Here is an 18749-nt window from a genome sequence, read left to right on the forward strand (position 1 = left end):
ACGTGATTCCCTCCGGGGAAGCCGGACGATGAGGAACCACTGAGGAAGCGTGAGCACATGGGAATGACCAGGTCGAAGAAGAATGCCGTCGGCTGGATCGTCGGCATATGTGTGATGGCCGCGGGGTCGGCCCTCGTGGGGTGTTCGGCGGACTCGACGAAGGCAGAGGACACGAAGAGTACGAAGGGCACGAAGGGCCCCGCCTCGACCGCCAGTGCCACTCCGTCCCCGAAGGGGCAGTCCGGCGATCAGTCCACGGCGCAGGGGGCGGTGGCCACGTGGGTGACCGCGGTCGTCGAGGACCGTCCCAAGGAGGCCTGCCTGGTCATGGCGACACCGGCCGGCGACGGGTCTCCCGCGAAGCCCGGCACCGAGGCGAGGTGCGGAGGCAAGGGGCCGGAGGCACAACAGATCAAGGCACAAATCCATCGCATGCACACCTCGTTCACGCCCGACCAGCCGAAGAATCCCCCGACGGTGAAGGTCGCCGAGGTGCCGGTCACGGGCAAGAAGGCGACAGTCGACGGTGAGCAGATCACCGTGGACGGTCGGACCTTGAAGGCCATCGTCCTGTCGCACTCCACCGGAGTGGAGAAGGACCAGGTCGGTATCAGGATCGAGGCCGGCGTCGTGGAAGGTCGCTGGTACGTGACCAATCTGGGTCTTTCCGTCGGCTGACGTCACGGTACCGGCGGCCGACCCGCCGCCGCGCAGCGGCTGGGATCGATCCCTGCCTGCGCCCTTGCTACGGTCGGCACATGCCCTGGCGCGGATCGCGGCGGCCGACGATGCCCTCGACGTCGTCATGTACGCCGTCGAGGGCATCCGCCGCGACAGCGAAAACCACGCGGACGTCGTTGAGATCCTCCTCGACGCGGCCTCGGTCGACGCGCACGCCGCCGAGCTGCTGCGCTTCGCACCGCCGACCGGATCGCCGCGCTGGGCGCTGCGGGAGGGGCGCGACGCAGCGGGCGCGACGGATGTTCTCTGGTACTGCCTCGGCCTGTCGTCCTGGCGCGTGCTGGTGCGGGAGAACCACTGGGACTGGGACACCGCCGAGCGGTGGTTGCGGAAGCAGACCGTGTCCGCCTTCATACAGGCCACGTTTGAGCCGGCCGCCGGAGAGTCCGTGGCGGCCGGGGCCAGGAGTCTGACCATGCGGCAGGACGGCAACCTGGTGGTCTCCGACCAGGATCACAAGCCGCGCTGGGCCGCGGGAAACGGAAAGCTGACCGTTCCGGTACCGGGACAGCCCATCTTCCACCGTCGTCCCACTTCCCGGGCTCATGCGCGGTGCGGGGTCCCGAAGCGCACGGCGACCCCGGGGGAGTAGAGCACACTCACCGGCGGGCCCGTCATGGGCGGCAGACCCGCGGTGGTGATCAGGCCGTCGTCGAGATCGAGCAGTTCGGCCCGGTGCAGCGGCCACGGTGCGTGGTCGTTCGGCAGATGCACCGTGCGGCCGTGCCAGGAGACGTGCAGACCCCACCGGGCGGTCAGGAAGCGCTCCAGCCGTGTGGGCTCCGCGATGGCCCCGCCTATCCTCACCACGGCCCGGCTCGTGCGGCCCCGGGCCGCCGGGCGCCCGCGCAGGCCGCAGCTGTAGGTGATCACGTCGTTCTCACGCCGCAGCCGCATCGTGGACCACCGATAGGGCAGCCGGACGGTGAGCCGGCCCACCAGCACGGGGAGCAGCCGGGCCGCGTCCAGGGACCGGAACACCACACCGCGCCGGCCCTGCCCGTCCACCGAGTACAGCCGCACGTTCGTCTCGCAGAACGTGCCCAGATACGGCAGGCCGGGCCCCGGCCCGAAGCCCACGCCGCGCATCAGGAACGGGACCAGCCCGACATAGGTGACACCGTCGAGGGTGTCGGGGCGCGTTCCGGCGGGCAGCAGCGGGGCCACGCGCTCCGGCTCCACCGGCCAGTGCAGGAAGGTGAGTTCATCCCAGCGCTGGACCAGTGTCGGCCGTCGCACGGGCCGTGGCGTGGACAGGGTGATCGGCTCGATCTCCATGGCCGGCGTCCTAGCACAGGAGGTCGAGCCACCCATCAGGCGGGTCCCGGATTCCCGGGGCGGGGGACCGGTTCGGAGAACTCGGCGCGCACCGCCTCCGTGTGCTCGCCCAGCCCCGGCACCGCTCGCATCGGCGCCCTGCGGCCCGCCACCTCCACCGGTGGCAGCAGGCCCCGCAGCGGTCCGACCGGGGAGCCGAACTCGCCCCAGCGGTCGCGGGCGTCGAACTGGGGGTGGGCGGCGAACTCCGCGAGGTCGCGCAGCCGGGCGTTGGCGATACCGGCCCCGTCCAGCAGCGCGATCAGCCCCTCGGCGGTGTGGTCCGCGAAGCACGCCTCCAGCTCGGCCGTCAGCTCCTCGTCATGGGTGCGGCGCAGCGGATTGTCCGCGAAGCGCGGATCGCGGATCAGCTCCGGGCGGTGGAGCACCCGCTCGCACAGGGCCACCCATTCACGGTCGCTCTGCACACTCAGGAACACCTGGGCGCCGTCCCCGCAGCGGTAGGCGCCGTACGGCGAGATGGACGGATGGCGGGCGCCGCTGCGGACGACTCCGGCGCCGCCGTACGCCTGGGCGAAGAAGGGGTGGCCCATCCACTCGCCCAGCGCGTCGAGCAGGCTCACGCTCAGATCGGTCCCGGCGCCGGTGCGCTCCCGCTCGTACAGCGCGGTGAGAATGCCGGTGTAGGCGTACATCCCGCCCGCGATATCGGCGATCGAGATCCCGGGCCGGGCCGGGGCCTCCGGGCTGCCGGTGATCGACAGCAGCCCCGCCTCGCACTGGATCAGCAGGTCGTACGCCTTCTTCTCGCGGTACGGGCCGCTGTCCCCGTATCCCGAGATCGCGCAGGTGATCAGGCGGGGGTGGGCGGCCCGCAGCGTCTCCGCCCCCAGGCCCAGCCGGTCCACCGCGCCGGGCGCAAGATTGTGCACGAAGACATCGGCACGGGCGAGCATCGCCTCGAGGAGTGCCCGGTCGGTGGCGTCCTTGACGTCGAGGACGACGCTCTCCTTGCCGCGGTTGACCCAGACGAAATACGCCGACACGCCCTTGACCTCGCGGTCGTACTCGCGGGCGAAGTCCCCGCGCCCCGGCCGCTCCACCTTGATGACCCTGGCCCCCAGATCGGCGAGCTGGCGGGTGGCGAACGGGGCGGCGACGGCCTGCTCCAGGGCGACGACGGTGATGCCTTCCAGCGGCTGCGCGGGCACGGGCGGCTCCTTCGATGCGGGTAGCACGTGTCTACCCGGTGCCGGGCGGCGACCGAACGCCGCCCGGCACGTCCGGCTCAGCCCAGCAGCCTCCGCAGATAGGCGATCTGCTCGGCCTGCTGATGGGTGCCGCCGCCCTCGTGGCCGTTGAAGGGCCACACCTTGAGGTCCTTCCTCCCGGCGTAGTGGTGATAGGCGGCGAAGCCGCAGGAGGTCGGGGTGGTCTCATCGCGCAGGGCGGTCGAGAACAGCGCCGGCGCGTTGGCGCGGACCGCGAAGTTGAGCCCGTCGAAGTGGTCGAGCGTGGCGAACACCCGCTCGGCCAGCTCGCGCTGTCCGGCGCAGAACCGCGCCAGTTCACCATAGGGTTCCGCGTCGGTGATCTCGACCGCTCGGCGGATGTGGGTCATGAACGGCACATCCACCAGCGCCGCCGTCAGATCCGGCACCAGCCCGGCCGCCGCCAGGGCCAGCGCACCGCCCTGGCTGCCCCCGCTGACCACGATCCGCGCGGGGTCCACCAGCGGATGCTCACGGGCGGCCTCCACCGCGCGCACCGCGTCCGTGTACAGCCGACGGTAGTAGTAGTCGTCCGGGGAGAGGACGCCATGGGTCATCTTGCCCGGTGTCTCGGGCCCGGTGCCGCCGACCGGATCGGGGGTGACGCCGGGGGAGTGCTGGACCCAGCCCTGGCCCCGGGTGTCCATCACGAAGACCGCGTAGCCCACCGACGGCCACAGCAGCCAGTTGTGCGGCAGCCCCCGGCCGCCGCTGTAGCCGAGGTACTGCACCACGCACGGCAGCGGGCCCGCCACGTCCCGCGGGGCCAGCAGCCAGCCGCGTATCCGGTGCCCGCCGAAGCCGGAGAACTCCACGTCGTAGGTGTGCACACGGGTCAGTCCGGTGTCCTCCTCGGTGAACACCGCGTTCAGCTCGCGGGTGCGGGCCTCGGCGAGGGTCCGCTCCCAGAAGGCGTCGAAGCCGTCCGGCTCGGGCAGCGGGGGCCGGTAGGTGCGCAGCTGCTCCAGGGGCAGGTCGATGAACACGGTGGGCGGACCTCCGTAGCGATCGGTGCGGTGAAGGGGTGCGCGGTCAGGAGCCGGTCGAGGAGTCGGGCCAGGGGTGAGGGCGGGGACGGGGGATACGGGCTCGTCCGGTCATCCGTGCAGTGTTCGACCCCTCGGTCATAAGGGAGCGCGGAGTGGCGGAGCGGTACTGGACCGGACCATGAGCCGGGTGGACAGCTCGGTCCGGATGGCCTCCGGCACCTCGCCGGTCATCAGCCGCAGCAGCGTGCGCAGCGCCGCGCCCGCCATCTCCGACAGCGGCTGACGGACCGTCGTCAGCGCGGGCGTGATCCAGCGGGCCTGCGGCAGATCGTCGAAGCCCACGACACTGATGTCCCGCGGCACCCTCAGCCCCCGCCCCCTGACCGCCTGGTACACACCCGGCACCATCTGGTCGGAGCAGACGAAGACGGCCGTGGGCGGCTCGGGCAGAGCCAGCAGCTCACCCGTCCGGTGGCGCGCCCCGGCCTCGCTGATCTCGCCGTAGCGGACGTACGCCGACGGCACCGGCAACCCGGCCGCCGCCATCGCCGAACGGTAACCGGCGACCCGGCCGCCGTCGCGCACCGCCCGCCCCGGACCGCCGAGCACCGCGATCCGGCGGTGGCCAAGACCGATGAGGTGCTCGGTGGCGGCCATCCCGCCCTGCCAGTTGGCGGCCGCCACGGACGGCACCCCGGGCGGCGGATCGCTCGCGGGGTCGATCAGCACAAACGGGATCCGCCGCTCGTCGAGCCAGGAGTACTGGGCGGGGGCGAGCTCGACGAGATGGAACAGCACACCGGAGCTGCCCCGGGCGTACAGCTTCTCCGGCCAGCCGTACTCGAGCCGGCCGCCCCGACTTCGGGTGGCCGCGACCGAGACCACCACCTCGAGGCCCGCCTCGTGCGCGGCCTCCGCCGCGCCGTGCAGCACCGCCCCCGACCAGGCGCTGTCGAGTGAGTGCACCACCAGGTCGACGATCGCGGTCGGTCTGGGCGCCTCGCAGCGCGGCCTGCGGATGTACCCCAGGCGGTCCAGCACCTCGGTGACCCGGCGGCGGGTCTCGGGGGCCACGTCCTCCCGGCCGTTGACCACCTTCGACGCGGTCGGCACCGACACACCCGCCTCACGGGCGACGACCGCCAGCGTGGGCCCCGTCGATCCCGAGGAACGAGCCATTGAGACTCCCTTCTCCGACCGCCCACGTGGAACCCCTGACCGGGCAGCAACCGGTTACCAACCCTAAGGCCGCCTCAAGTCGCCGGGAAGACCCCGGTCGTCGAGGTGGCAGGCCCCCGACTCCTTGTCGCCGCCGCCCGCGACAAGGTTGCCCGCTTTTCACGCGGTCCCGGGAGCCGTCGACGCGTCGGCCACACGGACCCCCGCCCGCCCGCGGCTCAGCGGTCGATCCGCGCTCCGTGCGGGCCCGTGTCCGGCACCTCCCCGACCCGCGCCGCGGCCGGGTTGAGCACCCGGGTGAGAAAGGCGCGGGTACGGGGGTGGACCGGATCGGACACGACCTGCTCCGGTCCGCCCTCCTCCACGATCACCCCGTCGTCCATGAACACGACCCGGTCGGCGACCTCCCGCGCGAAGCTCATCTCATGGGTGACGACCAGCATCGTCATCCCCTCGTCGGCCAGGGCGCGCATCACCGCGAGCACATCGCCGACCAGCTCCGGATCGAGCGCCGACGTCGGCTCGTCGAAGAGCATCAGCTCCGGGTCCATCGACAGCGCCCGGGCGATGGCCACCCGCTGCTGCTGCCCACCCGACAACTGCGCCGGATAGGCCGACTCCTTGTCGCTCAGGCCGACCCGCCGCAGGGTCTCCCGGCCGATCCGCGCCGCCTCCGCCTTGTCGCGGCGCAGCACCCGGCGCTGGGCGATGGTGAGGTTCTCCAGGGCCGTCAGATGCGGAAAGAGGTTGAACGCCTGGAACACCATGCCGATCCGCCGCCGCACTCGGTCAATGTCCACATCCGGGTCGGTGACCTCGGTCCCCGCCACGGTGACCGAGCCCGAGGTCGGCTCCTCCAGGAGGTTCACACAGCGCAGCAGCGTCGACTTGCCGGATCCGGACGGGCCGATGACACAGACCACCTCGCCCCGGCGGACGGTGAGATCGATGCCCTTGAGCACCTCCAGCTCATCGAAGGACTTGTGCAGACCCGCCACCCGGATGGCGATGCCGTCCGCCTCGCCGGTCCCCTTCGCCCCGGTCGTCTCCTTCACGCCCGTCACCTCGCCTTCGCCGCACGGGCCTCGAGCCGGCGCACCAGGTGGCCGAGCGGAACGGTGATGATCAGGTAGCACACCCCGGCGACCAGGATCGGGGTGAGGCTGCGGTGCTGATTCAGCGCGTCCCGGCCGAACTTGGACAGCTCGTACTGGTCCAGGGAGAGCCCCAGCAGATAGACCAGGGAGGAGTCCTTGGTCAGCAGCACCAGTTCATTGGTGAGCGGCGGCAGGACGATCCGGAACGCCTGCGGGATGATGATCGAGGCCATCGCCCGGCTGTGGGACATGCCCAGCGAACGCGCCGCCTCCATCTGCCCCTTGGGCACCGCCTGGATGCCCGCGCGCATCGTCTCCGCGATATAGGCGGCGCCGACGAGCCCCAGCGCCAGCATGACCGTGACATACCGGTCCAGCGCCACCTGGAAGGCGAGCGGCACCCCGAAGCCCAGCGCGATGAACACCAGCAGTGCGGGCACCCCGCGGAAGAACTCGATGTAGGCCACCGCCAGCCAGCGGTACGGCGGCACCTGCGAGAGCCGCATCAGCGCCAGCACCACGCCGAGGACCAGGCCGAAGCCGAAGCCGAGCAGGGTGTAGACGACGGTGTTGACCAGGGCGGTGGTGATGATGTCGGGAAACAGGGACCGGGCGACCTCGGCGTCGAAGAACGCGCGCCGCAGTTCACCCCAGTCCGCGGCCAGGACGATGGCGAGTAGCAGGGCGATCAGCACGGCGTACTGCACCGCCCGTATCGCCCGCACCCGCTGCCGGCGGGTCATTGCCATAAGTGTGCGGACTCCTCAGCTCCGATGGCCGTCAGCGGGCGTCACTTCTTGGGCGCGGTGCCGAACCACTTCTTGTAGATACGGTCGTAGGAGCCGTCCGCCCGGGCGTCCTTCAGCACCGTGTTGATCTTCTTACGCAGTGCGTCATTGCCGGTCCGCACGGCGATGCCGTAACTCTCGCCGGTGTCGAACTCGGCCGCCACCGCGGTGTCGGGGTTGTCCTTGACGTAGTCGTAGAGCACACCGTTGTCGTTGATGCCCGCGTCGGTCTGCCCGGTCTTGACGGCGGTCAGCAGCAGTGCGAGGTCCTCGAACTGGACCAGCTTCGCGCCCTTGGCATGCTTCTGGGCGTAAGCCTCACCGGTGGTCCCCTGCTGGACCGCGAGCTTCTTGCCCTTGAGGTCGGCGAGGGACGTGAACGGCTTGCCCTTGGCGGTGAGCAGCGCCTGGGTGGCCTCGAAATAGGGGGCGGAGAAGTCCAGGTTCTTCTCGCGCACCTCGGTGATGGTCATCCCGGCGGCGGCCACGTCGCACTGGTTGGTGTTGAGGTCCTCCCCGGACTGGATGCCCTCGAAGGGCGTGTCCACGATCTCCTGCTTCACATGGAGCGCGGAGGCCACGAGATCGACCACGTCCACATCGAAGCCCACGATCTTCTTGCCCTGCTTGGACTGGAAGGGCGGGTAGGGCAGATGGGTGCAGGTCGTGAGCTTCCCGGAATTCACCAGGCTGATGTCCTTGCCGCCGGACCCCGACGACTTGGTGCTGGTGCACCCGGCCAGCAGGGCGGACACGGCGGCGATGGCTATGACGGGCGGCAACGCGGAGCGAGCGGACACGGCACCTCCGGGGGCAGGGTCGGCGAATGCCCACGGATCTCGTGATCAGTGAGTCGGGCCGCATCCTCCCACCGGAAGTGGCGCGGTGTCTTTACGCGTGCAATTGCGACCGGATAACGAAGAGGCGAGGTCAGCGCCGCCGGCGCCGCTTGCGGCGCTTGCTCCAGAACCAGCCGGCCGGCGGCTCGTCCGCCCGCCAGGGCTGGGGCTCGGGCGCGCCGCGCCGCCAGCGCGCGGTCAGCATCCGGGTGCGCGCGGCGGGCTCGGTGACCTCGGCGTCCCGTATGAAGTCCGCGTCGAGGACGACGTCGTCCCAGTCGTCGGCGTCGTCCCCTCGGGGTGTGGATCCGGTGCTCACGGGCACCTCCCGTCGGCCGGTGCCGCTCGGGCACAGGAGCGTTTTCCTCGAGGGATGAACGCGTGGGGTGTCCGCCGAGTTCCGGCTGTCCAGGGTGTCCGGGCCCAGGTCGGCGGGGATCAGCTGGGCGGTGCCCGGACCGTCAGCCGGGCTGGTCCTGGACCGGGATCCACACCCGCATCGCGCCGGGCTCGCGGTTCGCCCACGCGTAGTACGGGATCGCGGTCACCGGGACCGGCTCGGGGGCCTTCGCGCCGCCCGTGGCCCCGCCGGGACCCGTACCGCCGCTCCGGTACGGCCACCAGCCGTCGCGCGCCGGGGCGTGGGGCAGGGCCAGGGCGGTGATCACGGTCACCCGGCCCAGCAGCTCCGGCCGGTGCTCGGGGATCAGCGCGGCATCCGGGTCGAGGCTGATGTCGTCCAGCCGCAGCCCGGCGGGCTGATCGGGCTGCTCCAGGCAGTACACCAGCGGGCCGCGCTCGATCGCGGCACAGCCCCGCACCCCGTCGATCCGCGGATCGGGCCGGGTGAGCCGGGGGTCCAGGGGCAGGCTCAGCACGACCGTCGCACCGGGCCGCCAGCGCCGCCGCAGCCGCAGCCAGCCGTTCTCGGCCCGCTCGGCCACCGGCTCCCCGCCGATCGTCGCCTCGTACGTCCGCGCCCAGTGCGGGATGCGCAGCGACAGCGTCCAGTCCCGCTCCGGCGGGGCCGTGTCCACGACCACCGCGATCCGCCCCTCCCAGGGGTAGCCGGTCCCCACCCGCACCGCCCCGCCGCCCGCCTCGTACGAGCCGGACGCGTACTGGTGCAGCTGGAGCCCCTCGGCGTCGCCGCTCGCCATGTAGTGCGGCAGCGAGGCCAGCAGCCGCATGACGTTGGGCGGGCAGCAGGCACACCGGAACCACGGCGTCCGGTGGGCGCTCCGGTCGCCGGTGGCGGCCTTACGGTTCTCATCGTCGTGGCGGACCCGCAGCGGGTTCACATAGAGCCAGCGCTCACCGTCGATCGACACCCCCGACGCGAAGCCGTTGAACAGGGTGCGCTCCACCAGATCGCTGTAGCGGGCCTCACCGGTCAGCAGCGCCATCCGCCAGCCGAAGTGGATGGCGGCGATGGCCGCGCAGGTCTCGGCGTACGCCCGGTCCGGCGGCAGCTCGTACGCGTCCCCGAAGGACTCCAGCTCGTGCCGGGAGCCGACCCCGCCGGTCAGATAGGTCTTTGTCGCGGCCATGTCCTCCCAGAGCCGCACCAGGGCGTCCCGCAGCCCCTCGTCGCCGGTCTCCGCCGCCACATCGGCGGCCCCGGCCAGGAGGTACAGCTGGCGCACCGCGTGCCCGGCGACCGCCGTCGCCTCCCGCACCGGGACGTGGTCCTGCCAGTAGGGCGCCCCGGGGCGGGGGCCGGGCGAGCCCTCCGGCGGGCCGTCGCCGAGGCTGCCCCGCCCGCGCCGGTTCACGAAGTACCCGGCCAGATCGAGATAGCGCCGTTCACCGGTCTCCCGGTACAGCTCGACCAGCGCGGTCTCGATCTCCGGATGTCCGCACACCGTCTCGTCCTTGCCGGGTCCGAACGTGGCGTCGATGAGATCGGCGTACCGCACCGCCGCATCGAGCAGCCCGTCCCGGCCGGTGGCCCGGTGGTGGGCGACCGCGGCCTGGAGGAGATGGCCCGCGCAGTAGAGCTCGTGCCCCCAGTGCGGATCCGCCCACCGCCGGGCGTCCGGGCCCAGTTGGTAGTACGTCTGGAGATAGCCGTCCTCGGCCTGGGCGGCCGCGACCAGCCCGGCCAGCCGTTCCACCTGCCGGGACAGCTCCTCCTCGGCCGGTCCCTCGCCGCCGTCGGCCAGCTGCCAGGACGCCGCCTCCAGCCACTTGTGCACATCGGAGTCCTGGAACGGGAAGTCGCCCCGGAAGCCGGACTCCTCCGGCGCCGCTCCCGCGGCGGCCCGGAGGTTGGCGAGATTGCCCGCCCGCTCCAGCCGGTCCGGCCCCTGGGGAACGCTCACTTCGGCGTTGACGCGGCGTCTGGCGGCCCAGAAGCCGCCGGTGATCCGCGCCGCGGTGGCCGGGCGGAGCGCGGTGCGCGCTTCCCGGGAGAGCCGGATCGGACCTGCGGACATCCGCCCACCCCTTACGCCGCGCCGCCGGCCATGCCCGTCTCCCGGTCACGCAGGAGGGGAAACCGGTTTCCGCCGTGAGCATATGGAGGCGTTCTTCCGGCCGACAAGACCTTGCGCACACCATTCATCAACGTTCAACAACCGGAATCGGCGGGCGGGCGAGACGGCCGGGGCGGCGGCTTACGCCGAGGTCAGCGCCGTCCGCTCGGCCACATGCGCCACCACACAGGTGACGTTGTCGGGCCCGCCCGCGCGGTTGGCGAGGGCGACCAGCTCCCGTACGGCCCGGCCCGGATCGTCCTCCGAGGCGAGCACGCGCTGGATCTCCTCGGTGGGCACGACCCCCGTCAGCCCGTCCGAGCACAGCAGACAGCGGTCCCCGGCGCGGGCGTCCCGCAGGGCGAAGTCCGGTTCGAACGCCGAACCGCCGCCCACGGCGCGCAGCAGCAGCGCCCGCTGCGGGTGCGAGGCGGCCTCCTCAGGGGTGATCCGCCCCTCGTCGATCAGCGACTGGACCACCGTGTGGTCATGGGTGATCTGGAAGAGCTCACCGTCCCGCAGCAGATAGGCGCGCGAGTCGCCGATGTGGACCAGGCCGAGACGGGAGCCCGACCACACCATCGCGGTGAGCGTCGTGCCGACATCCCGCAGCGCGGGGTCGGAGGCGGCCAGCGCGGAGACCGACTCCCGGGCCCGGTGCGCCGCCTCTTCGAGAGCGCTGAGCAGCTCCCCGCCGGGGACGCCCGCGTCCAGCGGTTTCAGCGCCTCGATCGCCGCCTCGCCGGCGTGCCGTCCGCCCCCGAATCCGTCGGCCACGGCGAGCAGGCGCGGACCGGCGTAACCGGCGTCGTCATTGCTCTCCCGGACCGAGCCGGTGTCGGAGAGCGCGGCGTAGCGGATCCCCAGGGTGGTGTGGTCGGAAGACATCGTGGTGCCCTTCCCGGACAGATGGTCGACGAGGAAGGCGGCCAGGTCCCTCCGGGCGGCGGTGTCGGCCTCGACCCGCGCCCAGTACGCGCGCACCTCCCGCGCCGCCGCCTCCGGCGCCAGCTCGCACACCGCCCGGATGTCGGCCAGCGGCATGCCGAGCCGCCTCAGCCACGCCACCAGACGGGCCCGCTCCAGCTGGGCCGGATCGTAGAGGCGGTAGCCGGAGTACGGATCGACGCGGGCGGGCGGCAGCAGCCCGAGCTCGTCGTACAGGCGGAGCGCCTTGGGGGACAGCCGCGACGCCCTCGCGAACGCACCGATGGTCAGCAGCCCCATGCTCGCCCTCCTCGTCGCCGGGCACCTCGCCCGGCGACCACGATGCTCGGGCTTCCCCAAGGGGGAAGGTCAACTGGCGAAGTGGCGAAGTGGCGAAGGGACGATGGGTGCCGCCGGGCTCGCGATCAGTATCGCTCCTCCCGTACGACGAATTCCCGAAGCAAGCGAGCGTGTCCTGTCCGATAGCGACCTCTCATGACAATGAGTCGGTCATATCCATACATCTTGCGTTCTTCGGGTATTCGCCATGCTTGCCCCGGGAATTGACGGGGTATCCGCGATTCTCGTGGCCTCACGAGGTCTCACGAGGCCTCATGAGAAGAGGGAGGTCCTCTCATGGTCGTTTCCACCACTCCCGGCACCGTCTGGGGCACCTGGATCAATCTCCAGGGCGGCATTCACTCCGAGCCCGCCCCGGTCACGTTCGCCGACGACCGGGTGCAGGTCTTCATCCGGGGCGGGTCGAACGTCCTGTGGAGCAGGGTGGAGGCCCGCGACGGCACTTGGGGGCCGTGGCAGCAGTACCCGGGCGTGTCCGTCGACGGCGTCCCGGCGCCGATCCGGGGCAAGGACGGCAAGGTCCGGGTCTTCTACCGCACCCCGAGCAACAATCTGGAGGTCATCACCCAGACCTCCATCAACTCCGGGTACGGACCGCCCCAGACCCTGGTCACCGGCATCGGGGACGACCCGGCCGCGGCGCTCGGCGCCGACGGCCGCATCTACGTGTTCTTCCCCGGCACCGACAACGCCCTGTGGTACATCCGCAATCAGGACCTTCAGTACGAGACCTACACCTCCGCGGCATCGCTCGGGGGTGCCATCTTCGCCACGCCTTCGCCCATTCTCGACGGGGGAGGGCGGCTGGTGGTGGCGGTCAAGGGCTCGGGCGAGACCCTGTACACCATCCAGCAGCAGATCGCGAACTCCACCGTCTGGGAGATGTTCTCGCAGAATGCCACCAATGTGACCAGCCGCCCGTCGGTGTGCCTGGACGCGGCGGGCCGGGTGCAGATCTTCTACCGGGGTTCCGACGGGTCCGTCCGGCGGGTCGGACAGAGCGATGACTACGACACGTTCGGCGCCCCCGTGAGCCTCGGTGCGCAGATCGTCTGGCGGCCCACCTGCGCCCTGGCCCAGGACGGCCGGATCAACGTGTTCATCAAGGCCACCGACAACGCCCTGTGGGTCGCCGTGCAGAACACGGAGAACGGCACGGCGTACAGCGGCTTCCAGTCCCTGGGCGGGGTCGTCGGCTCCGCGGGCGTCGGCGTCCCCATCCTCAACGAGGAGAACCTGCTCTACGTCTTCATCCAGGGCAGCGGAACCGCCAGGGACCTCTGGCTTCAGCGCCAGACCTTCGTCTGATCCACCCCCCTCCCCCCACCACTCCATCGCGCGTCCTCCAGGGCTCCACGGTTTTCGAAACTTTCGCACCCTCTCCAGGGGCTGTCGAAAGTCATCAGAACCCTTAATCTCCGAACAAATTCGATCACTTCGGATCGCAGGAGCCCTCTGATGCCCCCGCATGCCACCCGACCCTGGAGAGCGCCGACAGTGCTGCTCGCGCTGCTGGCCGCCCTCGCCCTCGTGGTCCCCCTCACCGCGCACCGTGTGCACGCCGCGGAGCACCACCGGAGCGACGGGAGCGGACGCGCCGTGCGGCAGCCCACCACGGTCTCCCGCTATCTGTTCACCGCCTTCACGAACAGCAGCGAGAGCAATATGTACGTCTACGGGTCCGACGACGCGGAAGACTTCTGGTCGATCCAGGACAAGGCGTACACCCCGCCCTCCGGCCTCGTCCGCGACCCCAGCGTCATCCACCGCGGCGGCCGTTACTACGTCGCGTACACCACCGGATGGACCGGCACCACCTTCGGCCTCGCCGTGAGCGACGACCGTCGCACCTGGACCCATCTCGCCGACGTCGACCACGGCGTGGCCGCCAACAACACCTGGGCCCCGGAGTTCTTCACCGACGCGCCCGACGGCAAGGTCCGCGTCGTCGTCTCGCTGTCCACCGGGCCCACCGCGTACCGGCACTTCCAGCCCTACGTCCTCACCGCCCTCGACGACACCCTCACCAAGTGGAGCAGGCCCCAGCCACTCGAGGGCATCTCGCCGAGCGAGAGCGACTACAACGGCTACATCGACACCTTCGTGGTCCGCAAGGGCGCCACGTATCATGCGTTCACCAAGAACGCCACGGGTGAACTCATCGAGCACGCCGTCGCCGACCGGGTCACCGGCCCGTACCGCTTCACCGGCAAGGGCGACTGGGCGGGATGGGGCAGCCTGCTGGAGGGCCAGACCGTCGTCGCCCTGCCCGGCGGCGGCTATCGCATGTTCATGGACGGCTACACCGTCAAGAAGTACTACTACAGCGACAGCCCCGACCTGGAGCACTGGACGCCCAAACGGGAACTGCCCGGCCTGTCGGGGGTGGTGCGCCACGGCACCGTCATCCGGGAGACCGCCACCGTGCGGCCGGGCGATGCCAACCCCGCGCTGCCCGGCTACCACGCCGACCCCGATGTGATGTACGCCGAGGGGCGGTACTGGATCTACCCCACCGAGGACGGCCACCCCGGCTGGAGCGGCACCCGCTTCAACGGCTTCTCCTCACCCGACCTCGTCCACTGGACCGACGACGGCCCCGCCCTCGACCTCGCCGATGTCTCCTGGTGCCACGGATACGCCTGGGCCCCCTCGGTGGTGAGGAAGGGCGACACCTACTGGATGTACTTCAGCGCCTGCCAGTCCATCGGCGTCGCCAAGTCCTCCACCCCTCAGGGGCCGTTCACCGACGCCCTCGGCAAACCGCTGGTCGCCAAGGGGCAGTTCGGCCATCAGTCCATCGACCCGGACGCCTTCATCGACGACGACGGCACCCCCTACCTCTACTTCGGGCAGGGCGCCTTCGAGGCGGCCCGGCTGAACGACGACATGGTCTCCTTCGCCACTCGGCCGGTGAAGGTCACCCCGCCCGGCTACAACGAGGCCCCGACCGTCTTCAAGCGCGCGGGCCGCTACTACGCGATGTGGTCGGAGGACGACACCCGCAGCCCTGACTACCGCGTGGCCTACGGAGTCTCCGACTCACCGCTCGGCCCGTTCACCAAGGCGGCGGGCAACCCGGTCCTGGCCAAGGACCCCGGCGATCAGATCCTCGGCACCGGCCACAACTCCGTCATCCAGGTCCCGGGCCGCGACGAGTGGTACATCGTCTACCACCGCTTCGCCCGCCCCGGCGGCGACGGCACCCATCGCGAAGTCGCCATCGACCGGATGCGGTTCGGCCCCGACGGCACCATCCAGAAGATCCGCCCGACGCAGGCCGGCATCGAGCCCGTCCGACAGGCCGGCATCGAGCCCGTCCGATAGGCGGCATCAAGCCCGTCCCGACGTCAGGCGCATCATCCGCCAGAGCAGGAGAGAACCGTATGAGCCGCAGCGAAGAGCACCCGCCCAGCCGCAGACGCGTGGTGATGGGCGCCCTCGTCCTGGGGGCCGCCGCCGGCACACCCGGCATCGCGCGGGCCGCCACCCCCGCCGCGCCGCAGGCGGCCGCCAAGGCCCCCGCGTACGCCAATCCGCTGGTGCGCCGGCGCGCCGATCCGCACATCCTCAGGCACACGGATGGCTACTACTACTTCACGGCCACCGTCCCCGAGTACGACCGCATCGTCCTGCGACGCTCCAGGACCGTCGGCGGCCTGGTCACCGCCGCCGAGTCGGTGATCTGGAAGAAGCACACCAGCGGCGACATGGGCGCCCACATATGGGCTCCGGAAATCCACTTCATCGATGGCAAGTGGTACATCTACTTCGCCTCGGCGCCCGCCGACGACGTCTGGAAGATCCGGATGTGGGTGCTGGAGAACGCGAGCGCCAACCCCCTCGCCGGCACCTGGGCCGAGAAGGGCCGCGTCGTCACGCCCATCGACTCCTTCTCCCTCGACGCCTCCACCTTCACCCACCAGGGCACCCGCTATCTCGTCTGGGCCCAGAGCAACCCGGACGTCGGCAACAACTCGAGCATCTACCTCGCCCGGATGGCCAATCCGTGGACCGTCACCGGGCCCCAGGTGGAGATCTCCCGGCCGACATACGACTGGGAGACCCGTGGCTTCAAGGTCAACGAGGGCCCCTCGGTCCTCCAGCGGAACGGCCGGGTCTTCCTCACCTACTCCGCCAGCGCCACCGACGCCAACTACTGCATGGGGCTGCTGACCGCCTCCGCGGGCAGCGACCTGCTCGCCGCGTCGTCCTGGAAGAAGAGCCCGCGGCCGGTCTTCACCAGCAATGACACCACCAAGCAGTACGGGCCCGGCCACAACTCGTTCACCGTCGCCGAGGACGGCCGCACCGACCTCCTCGTCTACCACGCCCGTCAGTACAAGGACATCACCGGCGATCCGCTGAACGACCCCAACCGGCACACCCGCGTCCAGGCGCTCGGCTGGAAGACCGACGGCACCCCGGACTTCGCTGTGCCGGTGGCCGACGCGCCCGCGCGGGACACCACGGCCGCCACCCGCTTCACCATGACGGCGTTCACCAACAGCAGCGAGTCGAACATGTACGTCTATCAGTCGTCCGACGCGACCACGTACACCCTGCTCAAGGGGCCCGCCTACACCCCGCCGTCCGGGCTGATCCGCGACCCCAGCGTCATCAAGCACACCGACGGCTACTACTACATCGTCTACACGACCGACTGGACCGGGAACACCATCGGCTTCGCGCGCAGCCGCGACCGCGTCAACTGGACCTTCGTCCGCGACCACACCCTCCCGGTGGCCGGTCTCGAGCGCACCTGGGCGCCGGAGTTCTTCGTGGACGACGGCGGCGTCCACATCGTCGTCTCGCTGGACACCACCTCCACCCCCGACTACATCTTCCGGCCGCATCTGCTCACCGCCACCAACGCCGCGCTGTCCTCCTGGACCACGCCCACACCGCTGAAGGGCCTGGACACCGCCAACTACATCGACACCTTCGTGGTCCGCCACGCCGGGCAGTACCACGCCTTCACCAAGCAGGAGACGACCAAGTACATCGAGCACGCCACGGCCAACAGCCTCGGCGGGCCGTACACCTTCCGCGGCACCGGCGACTGGGCGGGCTGGGGCAGCTGGCGCGAGGGTCCCGCGCTGGTGCGCCTGGACAACGGCGGCTGGCGGATCTACTTCGACGGCTACACCGAGCAGAAGTACTACTACAGCGACAGCCTCGACGGCTTCCGGACCTGGACCCCGGTCCGGGAACTGCCCGGGCTCACCGGATTCGCCCGCCACTTCACCGTGTGGAAGGAGACCGTGTGATGCGCGGACGTCCCGGAGCGCGTCTGTGGACCCTCGTCGTGGCCGCCGTCCTCGGGCTGCTCGCCCCGTTGGCGGGAGCCGGCGCGGCGCAGGCCGCCCCCGTCACTGTCGCCAACGGCACACAGTTCACCACCACATCGGGCGAGGTGGTGCACGCCCACGGCGGGGGAGTCATCAGGTCCGGCGGCTACTACTACTGGTTCGGTGAGAACCGCAATGCCGACAACACCTTCCGCTATGTCTCCGCATACCGCTCCACGGACCTGAAGACCTGGGAGTTCCGCCGCCACGTCCTCACCCGGGCCACCGACCCCGAGCTGGCCTCCGCCAACATCGAGCGGCCCAAGGTGCTCTACAACGAGCGGACCGGGCAGTACGTGATGTGGATGCACAAGGAGAACGGCAGCGACTACAGCGAGGCGCGCGCGGCCGTCGCCACCTCCGCCACCATCGACGGCGACTACACCTGGCGGGGCAGCTTCCGCCCGCTGGGCCAGCACATGTCCCGGGACATCACCCTCTTCCAGGACGGCGACGGCGCCGGATACATGGTCTCGGCCGCCCGGGACAACTACGACCTGCACATCTACCGGCTGACCGACGACTACACCGGGGTGGCGAGCCTGCTGGCCAACCCCTGGCCCGGCGGCCACCGCGAGGCACCGGCGCTCTTCAAGCGCGGCAACGTGTACTTCATGCTGACCTCCGGCGCCACCGGCTGGAACCCCAACCAGCAGCAGTACGCCACCGCCACCAGCCTGGCCGGCCCGTGGAGCGCGATGCGCGACGTGGGCGACGCCACCGCCTACGGCTCCCAGACCGCGTACGTCCTGCCGGTGCAGGGCAGCGGCACCACCTCGTACCTCTATCTGGGCGACCGCTGGGGGAACTCCTTCGGCGGCACCGTCAACGACTCGCGCTACGTCTGGCTGCCACTGGCCTTCCCCACCGCCACCACCCTCAGCATGGACTGGTATCCGCAGCTCACCATCGACACGGCGGCGGGCACGGTGACCGGCTCCGGCGGGCCGTACACCACGCTCATGGCGCGGCACAGCGGCAAGTGCGCCGACATCGTCTCCGGCTCGCAGACCGATGGCACCGCGGCCGTGCAGTACACCTGCAACGGTGGTGGCAATCAGCTGTTCTGGTCCAAGGACGTGGGCGGTGGCCAGGTCCAGCTGGTCGCCCGGCACAGCTCCCAGTGTCTGACCGTGGCCGGCGGCTCCACCGCCGACGGCGCCGCCGTGGTCCAGTCGGCGTGTGGCACGGGGACGAACCAGCAGTGGCGGGCCACCGACACCGGTGACGGCTACGTCCGGTTCACCGCCCGCTCCAGCGGCAAGTGCCTGGATGTCGCGGACGAGTCCACCGCGGACAAGGCGGCGCTCCTCCAGTGGAGCTGCACCGGCGGCGCCAACCAGCAGTGGCGGCGCGGCTGACCGACCCCGCACCGCCGGTGCCCGCCTGAGGGGACGGTTGACGCCCCCGGGAGGGCCGGTACCTTCACGGTGCACGCGATGTCGGACATTG

At 70.8% G+C, this 18749-nt stretch carries 16 protein-coding genes; 6 read left to right on the top strand and 10 right to left on the bottom strand.

Annotated features, from left to right (window positions below; translation table 11 throughout):
- Positions 1-282 precede the first annotated feature (282 nt).
- Positions 283-678: a hypothetical protein gene (locus KHP12_RS01175; protein ID WP_143677992.1), complete on the top strand. Its 396-nt coding sequence runs from the start codon at positions 283-285 to the stop codon at positions 676-678.
- 64 nt (positions 679-742) lie between these two features.
- The gene (locus KHP12_RS01180) at positions 743-1333 is read left to right on the top strand and encodes a hypothetical protein (protein ID WP_086881757.1); all 591 of its coding nucleotides are present in this window, start codon (positions 743-745) and stop codon (positions 1331-1333) included.
- On the opposite strand, the gene KHP12_RS01185 is transcribed toward KHP12_RS01180, so the two are convergent.
- The 10 genes from KHP12_RS01185 to KHP12_RS01230 form a co-directional block, all read right to left on the bottom strand.
- Positions 1285-2019 (bottom strand): YqjF family protein, encoded by a 735-nt coding sequence (locus KHP12_RS01185; protein ID WP_086881758.1) that lies wholly within the window; start codon positions 2017-2019, stop codon positions 1285-1287. The two genes, KHP12_RS01180 and KHP12_RS01185, sit on opposite strands and share 49 nt — an antisense overlap.
- Before the next feature lie 35 nt (positions 2020-2054).
- Complete coding sequence (locus KHP12_RS01190; protein ID WP_086881759.1) at positions 2055-3230, bottom strand: CaiB/BaiF CoA transferase family protein; 1176 nt, start codon at positions 3228-3230, stop codon at positions 2055-2057.
- 77 nt (positions 3231-3307) lie between these two features.
- Positions 3308-4276, bottom strand: coding sequence for an acetylxylan esterase (locus tag KHP12_RS01195; RefSeq protein WP_086881760.1), 969 nt, complete (start codon positions 4274-4276; stop codon positions 3308-3310).
- 138 nt (positions 4277-4414) lie between these two features.
- Entirely contained in the window at positions 4415-5458 is a 1044-nt protein-coding gene (locus KHP12_RS01200) for a LacI family DNA-binding transcriptional regulator (protein ID WP_086881761.1), read from the bottom strand.
- Between the two features lie 218 nt (positions 5459-5676).
- Positions 5677-6513 (bottom strand): amino acid ABC transporter ATP-binding protein, encoded by an 837-nt coding sequence (locus KHP12_RS01205; RefSeq protein WP_086881769.1) that lies wholly within the window; start codon positions 6511-6513, stop codon positions 5677-5679.
- 5 nt (positions 6514-6518) lie between these two features.
- On the bottom strand, positions 6519-7304 hold the full coding sequence (locus KHP12_RS01210; RefSeq protein ID WP_086881762.1) for an amino acid ABC transporter permease: 786 nt from the start codon (positions 7302-7304) through the stop codon (positions 6519-6521).
- Positions 7305-7345: 41 nt separating this feature from the next.
- Complete coding sequence (locus tag KHP12_RS01215) at positions 7346-8143, bottom strand: ABC transporter substrate-binding protein (RefSeq protein ID WP_086881763.1); 798 nt, start codon at positions 8141-8143, stop codon at positions 7346-7348.
- A 130-nt stretch (positions 8144-8273) separates the two neighbouring features.
- A complete protein-coding gene (locus tag KHP12_RS01220) occupies positions 8274-8501 on the bottom strand; it encodes an SGM_3592 family protein (protein WP_086881764.1) in 228 nt (75 codons plus the stop codon).
- Between the two features lie 142 nt (positions 8502-8643).
- Positions 8644-10620, bottom strand: a complete 1977-nt coding sequence (locus KHP12_RS01225; RefSeq protein WP_211831262.1) for a glycoside hydrolase family 127 protein — start codon at positions 10618-10620, stop codon at positions 8644-8646.
- Between the two features lie 180 nt (positions 10621-10800).
- Positions 10801-11886, bottom strand: coding sequence for a MerR family transcriptional regulator (locus KHP12_RS01230; protein ID WP_086881425.1), 1086 nt, complete (start codon positions 11884-11886; stop codon positions 10801-10803).
- A 336-nt stretch (positions 11887-12222) separates the two neighbouring features.
- On the opposite strand from KHP12_RS01230, the gene KHP12_RS01235 reads away from it, so the two are divergent.
- The 4 genes from KHP12_RS01235 (at position 12223) to KHP12_RS01250 (ending at position 18658) form a co-directional block, all read left to right on the top strand.
- On the top strand, positions 12223-13254 hold the full coding sequence (locus KHP12_RS01235; protein ID WP_086881426.1) for a DUF8189 domain-containing protein: 1032 nt from the start codon (positions 12223-12225) through the stop codon (positions 13252-13254).
- Between the two features lie 150 nt (positions 13255-13404).
- Positions 13405-15273 (top strand): family 43 glycosylhydrolase, encoded by a 1869-nt coding sequence (locus KHP12_RS01240; RefSeq protein WP_086881427.1) that lies wholly within the window; start codon positions 13405-13407, stop codon positions 15271-15273.
- Between the two features lie 59 nt (positions 15274-15332).
- Positions 15333-17216 (top strand): family 43 glycosylhydrolase, encoded by a 1884-nt coding sequence (locus tag KHP12_RS52705; protein WP_086881428.1) that lies wholly within the window; start codon positions 15333-15335, stop codon positions 17214-17216.
- Entirely contained in the window at positions 17216-18658 is a 1443-nt protein-coding gene (locus KHP12_RS01250; RefSeq protein ID WP_107471739.1) for an RICIN domain-containing protein, read from the top strand. The genes KHP12_RS52705 and KHP12_RS01250 overlap by 1 nt, the downstream gene beginning before the upstream one ends.
- Positions 18659-18749: the final 91 nt, after the last annotated feature.

Source organism: Streptomyces asiaticus (genome assembly GCF_018138715.1).
Classification (GTDB): Bacteria; Actinomycetota; Actinomycetes; order Streptomycetales; family Streptomycetaceae; genus Streptomyces; species Streptomyces asiaticus.